Raw genomic sequence first — 18,586 nt, 5'->3', positions numbered from 1 at the left:
GGAGGCGAAACTGCATGTTTGGCTTAACTGGCTAACGTGGGTTACATGCCGAAGCTGACTTCCACCCGGCGATTCCGCGGGTCACCCGGATCGATTTCGGGCAACGGACGAGAGTCTCCGAACCCCGCCACGATGACGCGCCTTGCCGCACCCGGATCAAGCGTGCTCGTCAACAACTTGCGCGCTTCGCGGGCGCGGGCCGCCGACAGTGTGTAGTTGTCGTCATACACCGTGCAAAAGCGGGCGAAATCGACTACAGGCTTTTCAACGGGTAGATTGTCGGTATAACCTTCGACGACAATCTGCCCACTTTGCGCCTGCTGCAGATAGCGGACGATTTCGGGCTCGACGCTCTCGAACGCGGTTTGCGCCTGCTTGGTGACGCACGCGCTGCCCCGCGCGAAGACGTTGTCCTTGAGCGTCATCTTGTTCGCCTGCATGTCGAAGGAGACAAGGTTCGACGCGCCTTGCTCGTCGAACGAGCGTTTAATGTCGGCGAGAATGATGCCGACGCGCTGCTGCTTCGTGACGGCGCTTTGCGCAAGCTCCTGTTTGTGCTTGATAGCCGCGTACTGATTCTGCAGCACGGCGACGACGAGTAGGAGCATAACTACTGCCATCGTGCCTGCCATCAGGTCGGCAATCGACACCCATTCATTTGGCTTTTCTTTCATGAGAGGCTGGGGCGTCGCGTACGTTCGGGCGTGGTTTTCGAATTGCGCCGGGCACGCTCGGGAGCCGCCTTGGTCCTGGGCGCCGGGGCGCTGCGTTGCGAGATTTCCTCGAAAATCTTGCTGATCCTGACGTTACCTTCGGACACCGAGATCAACCCCAGTTCAATCGGCTTGGTGAGATCTTTAATCATCTCAGTGGACTCGGCAACGGATTGGGACAACTGGTCAGTCAGCGCTCCCAGTGAAATGGACGCAGTGGCCTGCGATTTGGTGGAATCATTGATGGCGCTCTCGACGGTATCGCTTACCTTGTCGAGTGTCTTGCCCACCGAGCTCGACAATTCAGTGACCGACGTCCTGATCCCATCCGTTGCCGTTTCCAGTTGTGCGCCCATCTTGCCGAGCGTCTTGTCCACGTTGCTCGACAACGAGACGACGGAATCGCGGATGCCGTCGGTTGCCGCTTCGAGTTGCGTGCCCATCCTGTCGAGCGTTTTATCCACGTTGTTCGACAAGGAAGTGACCGAGTCGCGAATGCCATCCGTCGCCGCGGCCAGCTTCGCGCTCATCTCATTGAGATTGCTGTGGAAGCTGCCGTTCATCGAAGTGATGCTGTTCGCGAGACCTTCCTTCACATCACTGAGGACCGAGACCAACTGTTCTTGCAGCCCGCCAATGGCGACCTGCAGTTGGCCTGCGCTGCCGGACATGTCCTGTGCTGCCGTCGACATCGTCTCGCCCGCTTTGCCGAGGCGTTCAATGTTCTCGATATTGGCCTTCACGAAGGCCTCAATAGCCGCGCGCGTATGGTCCGCGTGCGTGGTCGCGGCGCTGATTTGCTCTGTTTGGGCGTCGAGTCTTCCATGGATCGCCTCGGTCGCCATGACACTTGCGCGCGATACGTCGTTCAGGCTATGAAGCAGGTCTGACTGCTTCGTGGCGGCGCGTTGCTGCGCTTCATTCATGTGACCGAGCCCAGCGACGATGCGTGCCGAAGAATCTTCCACCGCCGAAACACCCGCCCGCGAGAGGTCGATCAGGCTCAGCAGCATCCGCGAATGCTCCGCGAATTCGGTCTGACGTCGCCCGTTATGGTCCTGCATCACAGCGGCTACTCGTCGCGTCGCTTCGCCGACGATTGCGCCAAGCTGCTGCGTTTGCGCATCGAGTTTCGCGTGCGTGGTGGCAATCCCGGCAACACATGCACTCGCTGTTTCCTTCAGGCTCTGAAGCAGTGCGGTGTGTTCGGCAGACTCCGCGCGTCGTTGCTCATCCGTCTGCTTCAAACCGGTGACGATGCGCTCGCCCACACTTTCCAGCGTACTCACGAGGCGATTCTCGGCACGCCCCTTTTCTTCCGTTTGCAGACGGGCAACCTCCGCAGCGTGGGTCTTCAGCGTCGCGACGCACCAGCGCAGACGCCGGTCTTCGTAGCCGTTGACAACGGTCCACGCCTTCAAGGTGAGGAAGGCCATGATCCCCCACGTAGACGTCTTGAACTTCGTTCCGAGGCCCTCCATCATGCCCTTCAGGTTTTCCATCGTGCCGTCCATCGAGACGCTGCCCGCGCTCGAGTGCTGCAGGATGTAGGACGCCTTGTTCAGCGCGATACCGAGACCAAGGAACGTGCCGAGCAATCCAAGAATCAACAGGATGCCCGGCATGATGTCGGCGAGCTTCTCCCACCGCGTCGCGACGATGTCGCTCAATTCGTGGCTCGATCCATATTCGGCGGCCAGCACGTCAGTCTCTGCGGTGTCCGTCCGGCGGTGCCAGTTCATCTCCCATCGACGCTCATTGGCACTGAGCCTGACGCCGACGATAGTGAAGGCGAGCAGGAGCGCCATCACCGAGGAAAAGACGATCTGTAGGAATTCTTCTCGAGGAAGCAGAAACGTGAAAATGTCTTGAATCATCAGCCGGCCACCATCACAGCAAATTGCTCCGTGCGGGCCTTGCTCGCCGCAGCGAAGATATTGGAAAAGTCGTTGATCAAGGAGAGTTCTGCTTCGGGCAGATCGCTGAAGCGCTTCTTGCTCTGCACACAGGTGATCACCATCTTGCCGACGCTCACCGCGCTCTCGGCGAGCCAGGCGAGATCTTCTTCTTCAAGCGTCGCCTCGTCCTTTTCGATGATTTGCAGGAAGCCTTCCGAGGCCTGGATGAGAATCTGGAACTCGCTGTTCCTGCTTCGATCCTCGCTGATCTCTTCGTCAAGCTGTTTGACCTGGTCCTGTAACGATTTGAGTGTGACCTTCTCGGCTTCGCCCAGAAGATTCAACTTGTCGGCGAGTTCGAGCTTCTTCATCTGAATCTTCTTCTGTGCCAGAGTGGCTTCCTTGCCCGTCTGCTGTTCGCGCTCGGCTTTGAGGTCGTTGCCCCACGCGACCACCAGTTCCTCGAACACGAACGCGATCAACGGCTTGCCGTAGCGCTTCTGCAAGATCCTCTCCAGTCGTGCGGCGTCGACATCGCTCAACTTCGGATTCTGGTCCAGCAGGTTTGTGCTGACCTGAATGAGGAACATATCGTTGTCGCTGATCTTCTCGATGTCGCTGAGCTTGCGGATCTTCTTCTCGGCATTCGCGAGCAGGCGCTGCGCCGCTCTCAGGCGCAGGTAGTGGTCTACGTCCTCGGTCGCGCTGTGGTTGAGCAGTTCGTCGATGCGGGTTCTCAGCAGAATGGAATTGTTGATGAACTCGGCAATCTTGACGCCGCGCTGTAATTCCTCTGGGGCCATTTCTTTAGCCTTCGCCAGCACTTCCTTATATGCTTCCGCGGCATCGACCTCTTCTTGCGTCTGGTAGTGTCGCCGCGCTTCCTTCGCCATCTTGATGACCCATTCGATGGCGGCTGCAATGCGCTTGGCCAGCGGATGCTCGTCGATGGTGATCACGAAATCGAGCACCTTGGCAACCGCGGCTGCGGCGGCCCTGATCTCAGGGTACGGTATCGTGGCAGCGGCCGCCGCAGCCACATCGCGCGCCTTCACGAGCCATGGCTTGACCACGGTCCAGACTTTCTTGATCTTGGCGACGGTGTGCTCGGCCTCGTCGGCGAGAAATATAACGACCTTGCCGGTCACTTCCTTGGCCTTGCGAATGACCGGGTTGATCACTTCGTTAACGACGAAGTGCTTTGCTGCCCGAAAGGCGGAACCTACGAAGGAAAACAAACCCATGGTTACCCCGATGAATGATGTACTTGATCTATGAATTCAGGCCGAGCAGCCGGGTCGCCGCCTGCGTGGATGCCCCGAGCGTATGGCCGCCAGACGCGACGTTCGCGCGAGCATTGAGGATCTGCTCGATGGCCGAAGCGATGTGGCCCGACGTCAGTTGCGCAGCGTGACGCGTGTGATTCGTGGCGAGAATCGCCTTGGGTAATGCAAGCCGCATCGCGTTGCGAATATCGCGGCCGGAGAAGCCATCGGACAGCGCGGCGGCTTCTTCGATGATTGCGTCGCGCGCCTCGCCGAGCGGGATGCCGGGAACGAGCATGCGCGCCCACAACTTCCGACGCGCATCGAGATCCGGGAGCCGGAACGAAACGTGGTGAGTGATCCGCCCGAGAAACGCCTCGTCGTAGTTGCGCGCAAAATTGGTCGCGAAGACGACGACGCCTTCGAAGCGCTCGAGTTCGATGAGAAGCGTGGAGCGCATCGAGTTCACTTCGTTGTCGATACCTTGTGTGACCGACGACAGACGCTTGCCGAGCAGCGTGTCGGCTTCGTCGAAGAAGAGCAGCGCGCCCGCCTCATACGCGCTTGCAAAGGCCGCCTGGATGTTGCGCGCCGTTTCGCCCATGAACTTGCTCTCCAGCTCGGCTATGCTGATCTCGATAATCGGCAGGTTGAGCACGCCGGCGAGCGCATCGGCTGCCATCGTCTTGCCAGTGCCGGGTGGCCCGTAGAAATTCAGAATCGTCGAGCGCCCCATCAGATCGACTGCACCGAAACCCCAGTCCAGATAGATCGTTCGGTGAAAGCGTATTTTGGCGAGACTCTCCTCGAGTTCGAGACGTGTATCAACTGGCAGAATGAGATCGTCATCCAGCTTGAAGCGTGCTTCCCGGCAAGAGAACGATGGCACCGGCTCAAGTGCGGTGTGAGTGGTCATAGATAGTCGAATACGCGAATTGATCAGCGTCAACGCGGATGCGGCAATTCCTGTATTTGCCTGACGCCGTTACATAGGTGTTATCGACAGACTTAAGCGGATCTTTAGTATTCTGCGCGTTAGCGTCCAAGTGCGTGGCGTTACCCACGCGCCGGTTGCAATCCAGAGGCAGAAATTATGCGATTCGCATTGAACAATGCGTCGCCGTCGTGATCGGGCGGCGCCCGAGCTGCTTCAAGGGAAAGACGACACGAACGCAGCGCATCGTACGGTGTAACCTAGATATTTCGTGTCCCAATGGAATCCGACGGTGCTCTCCATCTGGACACTGCGGCAAATTCTAGGCTTGGGCTGTGAGCGCTGCGCTCCTGAAGCAGCACACATCCATCATTCTCGGGCCGCCGGTCAAGCCGTAATCTGCAGGTCCTTTTAGGCCGATCCTGCACACGACCCGAGTTTTCCCATCGCCACGGCCCGTCACCGCGAAGAGAACCGCTGTCCTGCGTTTGCCTCGAGTCCGCAGACCGCGCCCCAGCCGGCGTCTCGAGACAGGCCAGCGCTTCTCGGGTCTACGGATCGCCTCGCCGCAACTTACTCGCCACGTCTTCCGACGTCTGATACCAGAGTTGGTCATCGACGGAGGTGATCCAGTGATGGCATCGCGCACGACGTGATGGCAGCTAGGCTCGTACCGTGACGGAAACGTTCCATGGAAACGGATTCGTTCCGCTGTGCCCCGAACTTCTTTTGCGACACAGTCCCCCAGCGGATTCTTGTCCTGTTGAGAGCTCTGACCGACGGGAAAACTTCTGCTGATCGAGTGCAAGGCACCCGCGACCAGCCCGGACGCCGCATGAGCGGCGTCCGCCTTCTGAAACGAGCCGCACAATATTCCTTGTATCGCTCAAACCTTTCTCGACGACGTACCCCGCGTCCCCCACTCCCCGACGTCGAACGTACAGAGCGCAACGAGGGTAATCAGAAAAGAATCCGCGATAAACCACATCCCAAGCGCACCGATGATCAATGGATTCACTTTCTGTTCAGGGTTATGCCACCGGACGTACAGGTTGTAGAGCAAACCGATTACAACCCACAATCCGAAATAAAGCTGCATGTCGCGCAGAAGATTTTCCGCAAGCCAACCCGACGCAAGACCGTAAATGCACATTGCAGGCCAAAGCACTTGCAGTGCGCCCGGGATCAGGAGATTCACGACTGTCAATGGATGCAGCACTTCGAGATTTGTCCAGAACTTTCGCACCGTCCAGAACAGATCGCGCAGACCGCTGCGCCGCCAGCGCAGCTGCTGCATGAATAGTTGCCTGAAGTTGTTCGGTGCCGCTGTCCAGCATTGCGCGCTGATGTTGATATAGGTCTTCAGGCCTTTCAGCAACAGCAGGTGCGTCATGTAGCGATCTTCGCCGTCTCGCACGCCGACACCAAACCAGTTCCGGTGCTTCACCTGCTCCTCGATGGCCTCGAAATGCTCGCGCCGTACCGCGAACAGGCACCCCGAGATACAGATCACGTTTCGCGTCCAGTTCTGCAACATCTTCATGATCTGGAAGCTGTAGTAGTAAACGACCGTCTGACATTGAGTCAACACGTTTTCGCGCGCGTTACTTATACCGACCCGGCCTCCCACTGCACCGATCGTCTCATCCACGAAGCATGCGGTAAGTTCTGCGATGGCGCGTCTGTCGAAAATGCAATCGGAGTCGATGCAGATCAATATCTCGCCCGAGACGAATGCGACAGGGCATGCGAGAGCGTCTGGTGCTTGCCGGAATTGACCGGGTTACGGAACGCCCTTACGTTCTTCCAGCGCCGCGCAGCGCGTTCGATCCATTCGAACGTGTCATCGGCGGAACAGTCGTCGACGGCGATGACGTCGACCTTCTCCATCGGATAATCGCTCGCGAGAATGCTTTCTATCGTCCGGAACACATGCTCTCCTTCATTGAAGCAAGGAAGAAGCACGCTCACTCGCGGCTGCAAAGCGTAGTTTTTTTCCAAAAACGTCGATTTCGCGCCGAACCGCAACATCAGCGTCACGCCGAAGTTCATCACCATCACCATCAGCGGCAACGCAAAAATCAACTGAACAAATATATCGGTCACAGTGGCCTCAAAGACTTGATCATGAACTCGATCTCTTGCTGGCTTCGCGGGCAAGGCCGCTTGAATAGCCATAGGTTGATCACCAGCGTCTGGGGTCGATCGCCAATATCTCCTCGAAAGCTCACTTCACGGCCCTGCTGCAAAGGCGACTCCCAGCTCACTGAATCACGTTGCCAGTTAAAGGCGAATCTCGAATGCGTGATGTGTTTCGGCATGCTCAGCGCCGCATGACGTTTGCCGATATGGCTTCGATTCCACACCGTGTAGTTGACTTGCGGCGCATCCACTTCGCCCCATCGCGCGATCTCGATGTCGATCTCGTTGGTGCCGTCCGGGCCCACGTCTGCGGGCGGATACATGAACACGCCGAGTACGACGTCAGGATCGACGCTGCCGATCGGGCCACGAACATCGAATCCGTACCGGCCAAAACCGAATCGTCTTGTCGACTCGAGTTCGACGCAGGCAAACCGACCGTCCGGCAAGCGCGCGATCTTCAGATGCAACCATCCGTCCGGATCGACCCAGGCGCCATCGGCATTCCATCGGTCCGAAGCGCATGGCTTGCCCGCCCCCGTCCTGACGCGCCATTCGGAGCCCGCCCACTCGATCCCTGTCGCCGATGCCGCCGACACCCAGAGCAGCGCAAGGATCGCGCACAACAGCCTTTTCATCGGATTCACCTCTTGCGTAGGCTCAGGCTCGCACCAGCGTGACATTGTGCGGTTCGCTGCCACGGGCGAGCACACCCTTCACGTCTGTGACAACGGCTCCATGTCGCGGATGAATGTGTTGGAGAATCATGTTCCAACCGCCATACACGAATTCGGTGTGAGCGACGGTCAGCACCACGGCGCGAGCCGGTTCGCGCCGCTCGAAACTCGTGAGCCTGATGCCGTATTCCCGCTCGACTTCTTTCGGGTCAGCGAGAGGGTCGATCACCTGCACGTCGATGCCCCAGCTCATGAATTCCCGAACGAGTCCCACCGCTTTCGAATTGCGAATGTCGGGCACGTTCTCCTTGAACGTAATGCCCAGCACGGTGATTCTCGAATCGAGCGGCAAGCCGCGATGACGCATCGCCTTCAAGGTCTTTTCCGCGAGAAGGCCCGGCATCTTGTCGTTCACTTCTCGCGCCGCAAGGATCAGCGATGGTATGTAGCCAACCTGCGCGGACCGGTGCGTCAGATAATACGGGTCGACGGAAATGCAGTGACCACCGACAAATCCCGGTACATACCGGTGAAAATTCCATTTCGACGCAGCGGCGTCGATTGCGTCATGCGTGTCGACGTCGAGCCGCGAAAAGATTTGCGACAACTCGTTCATCAGCGCGATATTGACGTCCCGCTGGGTGTTTTCGATCACCTTGGCTGCTTCCGCGACCTTGATGCTCGCTGCGCGATACGTCGTCGTGATCTTCGAATACATTCCGTCGACCAGCTCAAGCGTTTCGGGCGTATCGCCCGACACGATCTTTGTGGTGGAAGTGAGCGTATGAACCTTGTCGCCGGGATTGATGCGTTCCGGCGAGTAAGCCACCCAGAAGTCCACACCATGCTGTAACCGGCGCGCACCCGAAAGCTCGTCTCGATGCTCGAGCAGCGGCACGCAGATGTCCTCCGTCACGCCGGGATACACCGTGCTCTCGTAGACAACCGTTGCGCCCGCTTTCAAATGCGCGGCGATCGTCCTCGTCGCACCGATAACGGGCCCGAGGTCGGGCACATTCGCGTCCGTGACGGGCGTGGGAACGGTGACTACGATGAGGTCGGTGTCACGCATGGCTTCACGTGCATCGCTCACGAGCCGCCAGTTCGCGGACTGAAGATCGGCTTCTGCGAGTTCGCCTGTCCTATCGCGGCCAGCGAGCAACTCGTCTATCCGGTTACTATCGATATCGTAGCCGGTCACATCGAAATGCTTGGAGAGTTCCAATGCAAGCGGGCATCCAACGTAACCCAGTCCGACAACCAGAATCTTATTGATCTTGCGCATAGTTCTGAGAAAGTAGCGTGATTTGCAGACGTGCCAGATGGACTTTCATGGCAGCCATGGCGAGGCTGACGCGGACCTGCGATTTCATCCTTAACGCTTCTGGCGAATCCAGCTTGCGCAGCCGCTCATACTCTTCGCTCAGGCGGACCTGTTCATCGATCAGTTGCGGCAGGACCTCGTTCTGCACGCTCAAAAGATCGGCCATGTTTTTTTGCAGTCCGTCGACTTTTTGTGCAAGCTCGTCGTTCAGCTGTCGCCGCATCGTCATCAGCGAATTCGTCGCGTTATCCAGCTTTCTGCCGTACGACATCGCATTGAAGTTATAGGTGAAGGTGACAGAAACGAACGGCTGATACCCCGTCGACGTGTTAAACGGTGCGCCCGAAATTGGCTTTTGCACACCACCGATCAACGACACATCCCACGCCCGCAACTTCTGCTTGTGATTCAGTTCGTCCTGAAGGGCCAGCGTCGATTCGTCGATCTGCGTCATCGCCTCCTTCAGATTAATTTGCGGAACATCGGGAATCTGCTGCGACGCCACGTCAGTTCTCGCGGCAACGTACTGCGTGCTCACCTGGTCGCGCTGCTGCCTGAGCGTAAGCATGTCCGACAACGTCCCGTTGCCGGTGCGCAGACGCTTTTCTGTCGACGTAATCTCTTCGTTCAGGATATCGAGCACGTCCTTCAGATCCGCTGCCTGCTGAGCGGCAATCTGCTTTTCGATAGAAGGCATGCGATATTTGACAACGCGATCGACACTCAGCGTACGGCTGTACAACTCGCACTCCAGCTCCGCGGCCCGTGTGGCCGACCTGCCCTGCAGATCTTTCGACAGGCTTTTCGACAGACCGACCACGACCTGTTTTAGCGACGGATTCGAGTCCGATTGCCCTAGGCGGCCAAAGCCCTCAACGCCGGAATCCAGCGTGCGTTCGGCGTCCGCCTGGTCCTTCACGTACTGGCAATAGGCCTGCTTCTCGCCTTCCGACGAAGTTTGCGCAACCGCGGCAGCGTTCAGCGTACCGATCAGCGCGAATACAAACACTCTTCTGATTTTGGATGACATCAATTCGGCTATGTTGTTACTGGAGAGATTCTTCAATCGGCGTGCGGCAATAGATTGGCCGGCTTCCTAAAACAGAAGCGGCTTGTGTCCGATAAAGACAACAGGCGACTGTTCTGCAACCTTCACCGAAAAATCCACTCTCGCAAACCTGCCTTTGATATCCGTCTTGAACAGAGGCTGTCGCGCATATTCCTCGGCCTCGTACACCTGCTCGATGGAGCCCACCCTCCGGCACACGACAACCTGGAGATAACAATCGAATACGGGCGCCCCCGGCGTCGCATTGACGAGGTTGTCATACTCGACGAAGACAACGGGGACGCTGCGGGTCAACGCGAGGTAGTACGGGGAACGCTTGGCGACGTTTAATACGCGTTCCGCATTCGCCACCGTTGCGCGCAACTGGTCGACGGATTGGCGCGCCGTTTCGGCGTCGACGGTGGCTTGCGCGAGCGTCATGCGCAATTGCGCCTCATTGGTCAACGATTGCAGCGCGCTCAGCGACGATGCCTCCCCTCCGCCAAGCGTCCTACTTGCAGCGGCTGCCGTGCGCGCCTGTTCTCGGAGCGTGATCTCACTGATGTGCGTGTTCGTTATCGCATTGATCGCAGACTGGATATTGAGGCGCCGCGACATGGCCTCGTCTTTGGTAATCAGACCGGCAGTCAGATCGGAGTCGACGGAAGCAAGCATCGGCTTCACATCGGATGCGGCCTTTTCAGTTTGCGCGGCGTCGATGCGCTTTCTACTCAACGCAGACCGTATATCGGACTCGCTTAGCGCGAGTGCGTGCGACTCGCTATGCGCCGCGGCATCGAATCGCTCGATGAGCTTCTGCGTGTCGGCAATCTGTTCATTGATGACGCGGTATTTTTCAGTCGCCGTGGCAAGGTCAACACGGTTCTTCAGCAACTCGGCCTCGAGCGCCGATACCTGGGGCTGATACGCCAACACCTTTTCCTGCGTCGGCGACAGGACGATCGGCGCGGACCAGTTGCGATTGACCGCGTAGAAGCCCATCAAAAACAGGTACGACAGGACCCCTATCACGATTACCAGAAGAATTCCGGCCATCGTAATTCGGTACGTGGAAACAATAGTGCTTTGAAAGCGCTTGAAGTTCATTGATCGATGTGCTCTTCTTTTGCCTGCTGCCTGTTTTATTTTCAGTCCATGCGAGCGGCCGTTTTCTCCGTACGCGATGGATGAATGAATCTGCTTTATTTGCCGCGTTCGTCGGGTCAAGTAAACACCACCCGACATACTGTAGACACTGATCCGGACATCTCATGTCCAGACTGAAGAGAATCGCGCCTCTCTCAAGTTCGGTCTCGTTCCGCACTCCCGGAAGTACGCAAACCTGCGGAACGCGCTCTACAATTTCGGTTCAGTTCCGCGCACGTGGCATGTCCGCTACTTGACACGCGTTTGTTCGATTGCAGTGGTTCGCATTGTGCGTGGCTGTCTAGACAAACGATGTTTCTATCGCCGCGGGGAAAACAGAAGACGGCTGAACCGGAATAGTTGGTTTAACGAATAGACGTCCGCGTGATGGTGAAAACGCTTTCGAAGGGTGTCGTATCTTCTTTGAACCGGTCACTCTGTATGTTCCGGACCAAAACCACTGACATGCGCTACCGGTTCGCTACCCTGTTCGCATACGTGGGATACAAATAGCCTTGCAGACCTGTTGCGCCGTTTGCACAAGCCGTCCGCGCATCGTCCGCCGTTTCAATTCCCTCAACGACAATCGATGTGGCGCAGACTTTCGCGAACCCGATGAGTTGGACCAGACGTGCCGCCGCTGCCTTGTCGTGGCGGCTCTCAGCCACCAGCGAGCGGTCGATCTTGACGATGTCGACACCGAGGCTGAGAACGTTTCTCAAACTGCCGAAGTCGTGCCCGACATCGTCGAGCGCAACGCGGCAACCAAGCCATTTGATGACCGAGACAAATTCGCGTGCACCGTCGAGATTGACGAGGGGAAAGGTTTCTGTGATCTCTATTGTCAGGCGCGATGCAACTTCAGGTTCTTCGACCAAGGTGAGGATGATCGATGCCCACCATGCATCGATTGCTGCGCTTGCAGCCGATACGTTGCAGCCCATTCGCGCGTCGGGGTTCGCCCTCAACCTGCCGATGATCGACTCGACGACCCACCTGTCGAGACGTCGCACCACGCCCAGACGCTCGAGCGCGCGCACTTCCGAGCCGATCCGGCAACGCTCGTCAGGACCATCGCCTGTCTTGCTTAGCAGCGCTTCGTGATAATGCGTCGTCCCTGGCTCCTTCGCGTCGCATATACGCTCGAGGTCGAAGTCGAGCTGGCGTTCGTGCATTGCGCGGAACACCCGTTCGGCCACTCTAGTATCCGCGAGGAACTGTTCGCGCCATTCGTCGCCAGACTGCATTTCTGACACGCGCGCGGCATTGACGGAATCGATATCGAAGGGCTCGTCGGCGAAGTGGGCAACGTTCGCCTCGATCACAGGGAACGCGACAGCGGAGCCTGATCGCACGGGACGATCTGCAAGATCCGTCAGAATGCGATCCAGCAGAAGCGAGGGAAGCGCGCCAAGACCGCGATGGGTGTCTTGCATATCCGACGACGCGTCGAACACAAACAATATATGTTCTGCGCTCATCGCCACTGTGCCGGGGTATTGCCTGCACAATTCGCGGGCCCGCTCGCGGACCACATGGCGCACCGTTGTCGCGAACATCGGACCGTAAGCTCGCTCGATCTGCGGAAGATTGACAAATGTCGCGACGATGCACAGTGCCGCGGGCCAGTCGCTTCTCGCAGCCGGTCCGATGCCGAAGCGTTTCAGCAGCGACTCGAGCTCCGGCCGAAGCCCAGGTAGTCTTTCGTGACTCATTGCGCCGAACCCGTCCTGCCGTCGCGCAGACCAGCCCCGCAGCGGGGTACAAAAGGGTTCCTTTGTGTCACGATCCATCATAGTTCAAGGCTTCAGAAAAACCAGAGAGAAATCATGAATCTGCTGTGCCCGCTGACGCGGCTTTGTGCGGCGACAAAAGGGAACCTTTGTGTCAATGCATGAAGACCACTTTCTTGCACGGTATGCATGCACGCCGAAGCCAGGGAGATAAGTTTCAGTGAGGCGCTACGATGAAGATCGGCTACGCTCGCGTTTCGACGGAAGAACAGAACCTCGATTTGCAGGTCTCGGCGCTGACAGCAGCAGGCTGCGAACGGCTCTTTCACGATCATGGCGTCTCGGGCTCGACGTTCCGTCGTCCAGGACTGGATGACACGCTCGCGCAACTCGATCGGGGCGACACGCTAGTCGTATGGCGCCTCGACCGCCTGGGCCGATCATTGATGAAGCTCGTTGAGCTGATCGAGACGCTCAATTTGCGGGGCATCCGCTTTCAATCGCTCACGGAAGCGATCGACACCACAACGTGTAGCGGCATGTTCATCTTTCACATGATGGCTGCCATGGCTCAATTCGAACGGACGCTGATAAGCGAACGGACGCGCTGTGGCATGCAAGCGGCACGCGAGCGCGGCCGTCGAGTGGGACGGCGTGCCGCGATGACTTCAGCGCAATGCGCTGAGGCGCTTGTGCTTTCGCGCACAGTGTCTGTTGCCGAACTTGCCGTGCGGTTCAGTGTGCATCCGCGAACGGTGCAACGCGTGCTGCGCAATTCGACCTTGCCGGCCCCGCCATCGGAATCATGTCGCGACCAGGAATAGCGTTAGGCCAGCCGATGCGCTTCGAGCCCATAACGGCGCAAGCTGCGAAGCAGCGTGCGTGGATGGACGTCGAACCGTTTGGCAACGATGTCGGACGAATGAAGCGTCAGCAATTGCTGGGCTTCGACGCACTCGATCTGCGTCATCGCGTGGCGTCTGCCGACGTGCTGCCCGCGCGCTTTAGCGGCGAGCATGCCGGCCCGCGTTCTTTCGCCAATCAGCGAGCGCTCGAATTGTGCGAGCGCGGCCATGATGTGAAACAGCAGCGTTCCACCCGGCGAGGTCGTGTCGATGCACTCGGTGAGAGAAACAAACTGAACGCCTCTTACGCCGAGCTCGTCGACCAGTTCGACGAGCTTCGTCAGCGAGCGCCCCAGACGGTCCAGACGCCACACGACCAGCGTATCGCCTCGGGTCAGCGCAGTTATCGCCTGGCCGAGGCCGGGGCGAGAGAACCTTGCACCCGAGATTCCCTGATCGGTGAAGATGTCGTCGCAGCACGCCGTTTTCAACGCTGCTAGTTGCAGGTCGAGATTTTGATCATCGGTAGAAACTCTCGCGTACCCAATTCTCATTCGTTTTGGAGTTGTGCAGCGCGGCCAGGCCCGGCAAGCGAACCCGAACTGGGCATCGCATCGTTGCGGCTCTGCGATGTGCGGTTGGACAATACGACTAAGTAACACTGGACATCATTGATGGAGCTCGATGAACACTCTCTTCGTCAAATGCCCGGATGCGCACTATAGAAATCGAACAGGACAAACTGTGTCTGAATTGATCGCGCGCATCGTCGGCTTGTTTGGGACATGGTTTGACTCAAGGGTCCCGCACACTGCGCACTCAGACAACGACCGGGAGTTCCCCAGACACATGACTAAACCGACCAACACGGTTCACGCAGGCGCAACGCAGACCGATCGCAATGCACACGGTATCGGACAGACGCTGTGCATTGCGTTGCGGCTTTGGGGATACGAAGAATCGGAGGTTCAGTCGTGGATGAGAGAACTGCCCGGACTGAACGGCGCAATAACGTGGAAGATTTCTCGTGACAGGATTGCGCGCGGCGCTGACGTGGTCGTGCACATCGTCAAGCCTTCGCGTCGCGCAAGCGCCGCGTTCTGCTGGAATTGCGCAGGGGCCAACTACGCCGTATCGCAATCACTGGCGGACTGCGGGATTGAAATGATCCTGTTTGAGGGTAATGCGGATCAGTTGCCGCGCAAACGCGCAGGTCATTGGGCAGTGGCCGGCACGTTGTCGCCGCAGGCCGCGCTCGGCCGCCTGGGCTGTCTGATCGCTGCTTCCTCTACGCGTCAGCCGCACATGCCTGCCGTCGTGCGGCGCGATCTGCTCTGCATGATCACGCCACAACTCGACGCAGCCCGATGCGCGCTTTAGCTCATTCTCTCGAGCAACAGCGCCGCAGTCGGCTCTGACATCACAACAATCAGCTTCATCGTCGCACGCGTCGCGCCAACGAAAAGACGCCGGAACGTCGCGTCGTCGAACTGCTCGAAGTCGACCTCCGTCAGGATCACGCAGGGCGCGCTTTGCCCCTTGAAGCGATAGATCGTTTCGACCGTGACGTCGCCGTCGCGATAGACGGGCGCGCCGTGCTCGTCGTACGTACCCGTGAAGCTGCGCAGCGCGTAACGTCCGAGCCGGTCGAGCACGGGCAACACTGACTTGTCCCGGCCATTGAAGGTCAGCAGCGCGATATCCGCGGGAGCAAAGCCCGCGGATATCGCCTGCTCAAGTGCTTCACGGGTCGCTTGTGTCGCGCTGCCGCCGGAATACGTGATCAGGGCAACATCCGACTCGGTGAACGGTCCCGCCGCTTCGATCGACATGGGCGCGCCCGCCAGCATGCCGATAAAGCGCACCACGTCGTGCGGACTGCGATGATTGGCCATTGCGCGCACTTCGACCCAGCCGGGCAATTCGACGTTCTTGCGCAGGTACAGGTTTTGCATCGGATCTTCCAGCCACCAGAAGCGCCCGTTCTTGCGCAACAGCCGCTCGATCGGCAGCACCCATTCCTGACGGAAGTCCTGGCCTTCATCGACGATGACCGTATCGAAGCATTCAGCGTCGTCCGGCTGCGATGCCAGCAACGCACGTTCGAGCGAATCGAAGACGTGCTCGTCAGCAAAGTCGATCACCTGACTCACGCGCGCCGCCGCCTGCTGGCAAAGCTGGTGATACGTGAGTACCGTCGAACCGGCAGGCGCGATGCGCCGAATGTGATCGGCAAGGGGCCGATTGAAGCACAGATAGAGCGCGCGCTGTCCGGCGTTGACGACATCGTCGAGAATGCGGATGGCAAGCTGTGTCTTGCCTGACCCCGCCGTACCGATCACACGCAACCTGAACGGCTGGAACTCGATCGAACGCGCCCACGTCGCGAGTCCGCCCGAGACGCGCGTCACGAACTTCGTGACCTCGCCGATCATCGCGCGCACGTCCGGCGTCAGCGAGAGCTCGTCCGCAAGAAACGCATGAATGCGGCCAAGACAAGGCAACGGCGGTTCGTCAGCGGGCAGAATGGCCTCGATCAACGACACGAGGTCGTCCCTGCGCGCAGCATCGACGATTCGCGTGGGATTGACGCCGGAAATCGCTGGATATTTCACCTGGTAGTCCGGGCAGTACAGCATTTCTTCAAGCCTGTAATTTTGGCCGCCAAATGCGGCCTTGAAGCGGCCATGCATTCCGCCGATCGTTCGTGCGATCTGAGAAGACACGCTTTTGCTCTTGCCCGCATACAGTTTAGCGAGGCCGTCGGGCGTCTCTTCCAGGCCGCCCGATTTCTGTTCGATCACGAGCACGCGGCCCGCCGGGCTCACGACCACGAAGTCAGCCTCGCCGAAAATTGAAAACCCTTTGTTCAACTGCGTCCAGTGAACACCGTGATAGACGGCATACGTATCGGGCAGACCGCGTTGCAGAACGCTGAGCGTTTCGATTTCACGCTGCGCGGCGCCGCTTACCAGCTGGTCGTTCCAGCCGGCAGGGAATATCTGGGCCATGCTTCAATGCCTCTCGCACAGTGGCTATTTGCCGTAGATTCTCGCCAGCTCGCCGGCTTCCTCGGCAAGCTCGCCGCGCAGGCTCGCCGGTCCGATTACCTCGACGTACGGCCCGAACGAGCGCAACCACCAACGCAACCTCTGACTCAGCATGACGCTTCCCTGCACATGCAGCGCGTCGTCCTTGCGCGCGCTCTTCTGATCCTTCGACATGGGCGCTTCAAGCAGATGATCGCCCGCTCCGCCGACAAACCTCAGCTTGAGCTGCACTTCCTTTTCGACCATGAAGTCGAAGCTGCGTTGCTGCTTGACATACGCATCGAGCGAAAACGTCGAAGGATAGGCAAACGATTCGAGCAGTGCCGCGGCGCGCGCGAGACGGTCCAGGCGATACATCGTGGGATTGGCCTTGCCTTCCGTGCCCGCCACGAGGTACACGAGTCCACCCACCTCGACGAGACCGAACGGCAATACGACCTTCGCGCGATCGTTATCGGTGTTGTGACGCGGACGGTAGACGATCTCCAGCTTGCGTTCTTCGAACAGCGCACTCGAAACCGTAGCGAACAGTTCGCGATCGATCACGGGATAGTGCAGCGCGAAGCCACCGCTCTCCACGGCAACCTTGCTCGTCCAGCGCGAGTATTTCCGCTCGGTTTCGCTGTTGGTCCTCCGCAGCCGCGTGTCTGCAATTTCAAACATCGCCGAAAGCGACTCGGCCACCAGTTCCGGAATCTGCCGGGAAGAGAAGCGTCTGAGGGTCTGCAGCGCCAGTGCTTCGTCGAAGTTCATCAGCCCGCCGCCTTTAGCCGCCATGCCGCTCGCTCCCGCCTTCTTGCGCCATACGGATGCGGTTCCGCGCTGGTCCATCTCGACGAGTCCCTCTTCCTCGAGCTTCGCCAGATGCCGGTATATCGTCTTCGACGAAGGCATGTCCGGCACGGTATTCGTCAGACGCCGATGGATTTCGGGGGTGCTGAGGTAGTTGCTTTGCGTGGCTGCGTCGGGAAGGACGCGCATGATTTCGCGGTCGATGTCAGACATTGAACGATTCGGTGGTTTGGATGGATAGTCTCGGGTATATCGGCACCTTTTGGTGTTTTCTTGAGTGCGCGTAGATATATTGCCGGCCACCAACACTGACGTAATGCAGGCTCGCCTATCGGCCCATGCGAAGGACGCATCCTTTGCATCGGCCGACACGAACGCTGGCGCGAGATCAGGCCCTGGCGAGCGCCGCGTCGATTGCGGAAAGCACGTCGAGCGACGTGCCGCGAATGCCGACGCCATCGCCCACCACCTCGCTTTCGTCGAGATTGACGCGGATCAGCGGGCCGCGCACTGATTCCGCGAACATGCGCACGCTCGGCACAGCCGTTCCCGCGCCGAGTTCGATCACCACCGGCCTTTGCACGGTGCGCAGCCAGATACGCAACCGTTCCCATTGCGCGGAAGAGCGTGTCTCGACCCAGAAGCCGTCGTCGAACAACAGGAAGTTCGGCCGCGCGAGATGGCCACAATGCGGGCAACGCGGCAACGAGGGAGCAGCGAGCGCGTCGATATCGATCCCATTGATCATGCTGCACGATGGCCAGATCGCGTCGCCGCATGGTTTGCCGCACTGCATGAAGTTGATGGTGCCGTGACACTCCAGAACGCGTGCCTCGTCGTAGCCCGCCGCCTGAAAGTGGCCATCGACGTTGCTTGTGAAAACGAAGGCGCCATGACGCGCACCCTCGGCCCAATGCTTCAGCATCGCGTAGCCCGCGTGGGGTTTCAGTTGCCTGCACACCTGAAGAGCGCGTCCCGTAGAATCGCCAGGCGTCAACGGGTTTTTCGACGAAACAGTC

Annotated in this window: 17 protein-coding genes; 2 read left to right on the top strand and 15 right to left on the bottom strand. The window is 58.7% G+C overall.

Annotated elements, in window-relative coordinates:
• Positions 1-41 precede the first annotated feature (41 nt).
• From ABIE53_RS02495 to ABIE53_RS02445, 11 genes are all read right to left on the bottom strand, one after another.
• Complete coding sequence (locus ABIE53_RS02495; RefSeq protein WP_376914539.1) at positions 42-650, bottom strand: OmpA/MotB family protein; 609 nt, start codon at positions 648-650, stop codon at positions 42-44.
• Positions 651-670: 20 nt separating this feature from the next.
• The gene (locus ABIE53_RS02490) at positions 671-2,590 is read right to left on the bottom strand and encodes a hypothetical protein (RefSeq protein ID WP_192699968.1); all 1,920 of its coding nucleotides are present in this window, start codon (positions 2,588-2,590) and stop codon (positions 671-673) included.
• Entirely contained in the window at positions 2,590-3,855 is a 1,266-nt protein-coding gene (locus tag ABIE53_RS02485) for a hypothetical protein (protein ID WP_192699967.1), read from the bottom strand. The genes ABIE53_RS02490 and ABIE53_RS02485 overlap by 1 nt, the downstream gene beginning before the upstream one ends.
• Before the next feature lie 28 nt (positions 3,856-3,883).
• Positions 3,884-4,792, bottom strand: coding sequence for an ATP-binding protein (locus ABIE53_RS02480; RefSeq protein ID WP_192699966.1), 909 nt, complete (start codon positions 4,790-4,792; stop codon positions 3,884-3,886).
• A 904-nt stretch (positions 4,793-5,696) separates the two neighbouring features.
• Positions 5,697-6,527, bottom strand: a complete 831-nt coding sequence (locus tag ABIE53_RS02475; RefSeq protein ID WP_376914536.1) for a glycosyltransferase — start codon at positions 6,525-6,527, stop codon at positions 5,697-5,699.
• The gene (locus tag ABIE53_RS02470) at positions 6,524-6,862 is read right to left on the bottom strand and encodes a glycosyltransferase family 2 protein (RefSeq protein ID WP_376914534.1); all 339 of its coding nucleotides are present in this window, start codon (positions 6,860-6,862) and stop codon (positions 6,524-6,526) included. Before ABIE53_RS02470 ends, ABIE53_RS02475 begins: the two co-directional genes overlap by 4 nt.
• A 50-nt stretch (positions 6,863-6,912) precedes the next feature.
• A complete protein-coding gene (locus ABIE53_RS02465) occupies positions 6,913-7,653 on the bottom strand; it encodes a glycoside hydrolase family 16 protein (protein ID WP_376914532.1) in 741 nt (246 codons plus the stop codon).
• Complete coding sequence (locus tag ABIE53_RS02460; protein ID WP_192699963.1) at positions 7,613-8,914, bottom strand: nucleotide sugar dehydrogenase; 1,302 nt, start codon at positions 8,912-8,914, stop codon at positions 7,613-7,615. The genes ABIE53_RS02465 and ABIE53_RS02460 overlap by 41 nt, the downstream gene beginning before the upstream one ends.
• Entirely contained in the window at positions 8,898-10,019 is a 1,122-nt protein-coding gene (locus ABIE53_RS02455; RefSeq protein ID WP_192699962.1) for a hypothetical protein, read from the bottom strand. The genes ABIE53_RS02460 and ABIE53_RS02455 overlap by 17 nt, the downstream gene beginning before the upstream one ends.
• A 30-nt stretch (positions 10,020-10,049) precedes the next feature.
• Entirely contained in the window at positions 10,050-11,246 is a 1,197-nt protein-coding gene (locus tag ABIE53_RS02450) for a hypothetical protein (RefSeq protein ID WP_192699961.1), read from the bottom strand.
• Positions 11,247-11,617: 371 nt separating this feature from the next.
• Positions 11,618-12,943, bottom strand: a complete 1,326-nt coding sequence (locus ABIE53_RS02445; RefSeq protein WP_376914529.1) for an EAL domain-containing protein — start codon at positions 12,941-12,943, stop codon at positions 11,618-11,620.
• A gap of 170 nt (positions 12,944-13,113) precedes the next feature.
• Here ABIE53_RS02445 and ABIE53_RS02440 point away from each other — a divergent pair, with 170 nt between their 5' ends.
• Positions 13,114-13,704: a recombinase family protein gene (locus tag ABIE53_RS02440; protein ID WP_192699959.1), complete on the top strand. Its 591-nt coding sequence runs from the start codon at positions 13,114-13,116 to the stop codon at positions 13,702-13,704.
• A gap of 2 nt (positions 13,705-13,706) precedes the next feature.
• Here ABIE53_RS02440 and ABIE53_RS02435 read toward each other — a convergent pair whose 3' ends face one another.
• Positions 13,707-14,279 carry a recombinase family protein gene (locus tag ABIE53_RS02435; protein WP_192699958.1) on the bottom strand — a complete coding sequence of 191 codons (573 nt, stop codon included), beginning with the start codon at positions 14,277-14,279 and terminating at the stop codon, positions 13,707-13,709.
• 130 nt (positions 14,280-14,409) lie between these two features.
• Between ABIE53_RS02435 and ABIE53_RS02430 the strand changes: the two genes are divergently transcribed.
• The gene (locus tag ABIE53_RS02430; RefSeq protein WP_376914526.1) at positions 14,410-15,105 is read left to right on the top strand and encodes a hypothetical protein; all 696 of its coding nucleotides are present in this window, start codon (positions 14,410-14,412) and stop codon (positions 15,103-15,105) included.
• Here the strand turns inward: ABIE53_RS02430 and ABIE53_RS02425 are convergent.
• The 3 genes from ABIE53_RS02425 to ABIE53_RS02415 form a co-directional block, all read right to left on the bottom strand.
• On the bottom strand, positions 15,102-16,736 hold the full coding sequence (locus ABIE53_RS02425; RefSeq protein WP_192699957.1) for an ATP-binding domain-containing protein: 1,635 nt from the start codon (positions 16,734-16,736) through the stop codon (positions 15,102-15,104). The two genes, ABIE53_RS02430 and ABIE53_RS02425, sit on opposite strands and share 4 nt — an antisense overlap.
• Positions 16,737-16,760: 24 nt before the next feature.
• On the bottom strand, positions 16,761-17,780 hold the full coding sequence (locus tag ABIE53_RS02420; RefSeq protein ID WP_192699956.1) for a WYL domain-containing protein: 1,020 nt from the start codon (positions 17,778-17,780) through the stop codon (positions 16,761-16,763).
• A 175-nt stretch (positions 17,781-17,955) separates the two neighbouring features.
• Positions 17,956-18,492 (bottom strand): SIR2 family NAD-dependent protein deacylase, encoded by a 537-nt coding sequence (locus tag ABIE53_RS02415; RefSeq protein ID WP_376914523.1) that lies wholly within the window; start codon positions 18,490-18,492, stop codon positions 17,956-17,958.
• Between the last annotated feature and the right edge of the window lie 94 nt (positions 18,493-18,586).

Source organism: Paraburkholderia sp. OAS925 (genome assembly GCF_040543975.1).
Taxonomy (GTDB): Bacteria; Pseudomonadota; Gammaproteobacteria; order Burkholderiales; family Burkholderiaceae; genus Paraburkholderia; species Paraburkholderia graminis.
Note: the sequence above shows the minus strand (reverse complement) of the source record. Positions and strands in the feature narration are given on the sequence as shown.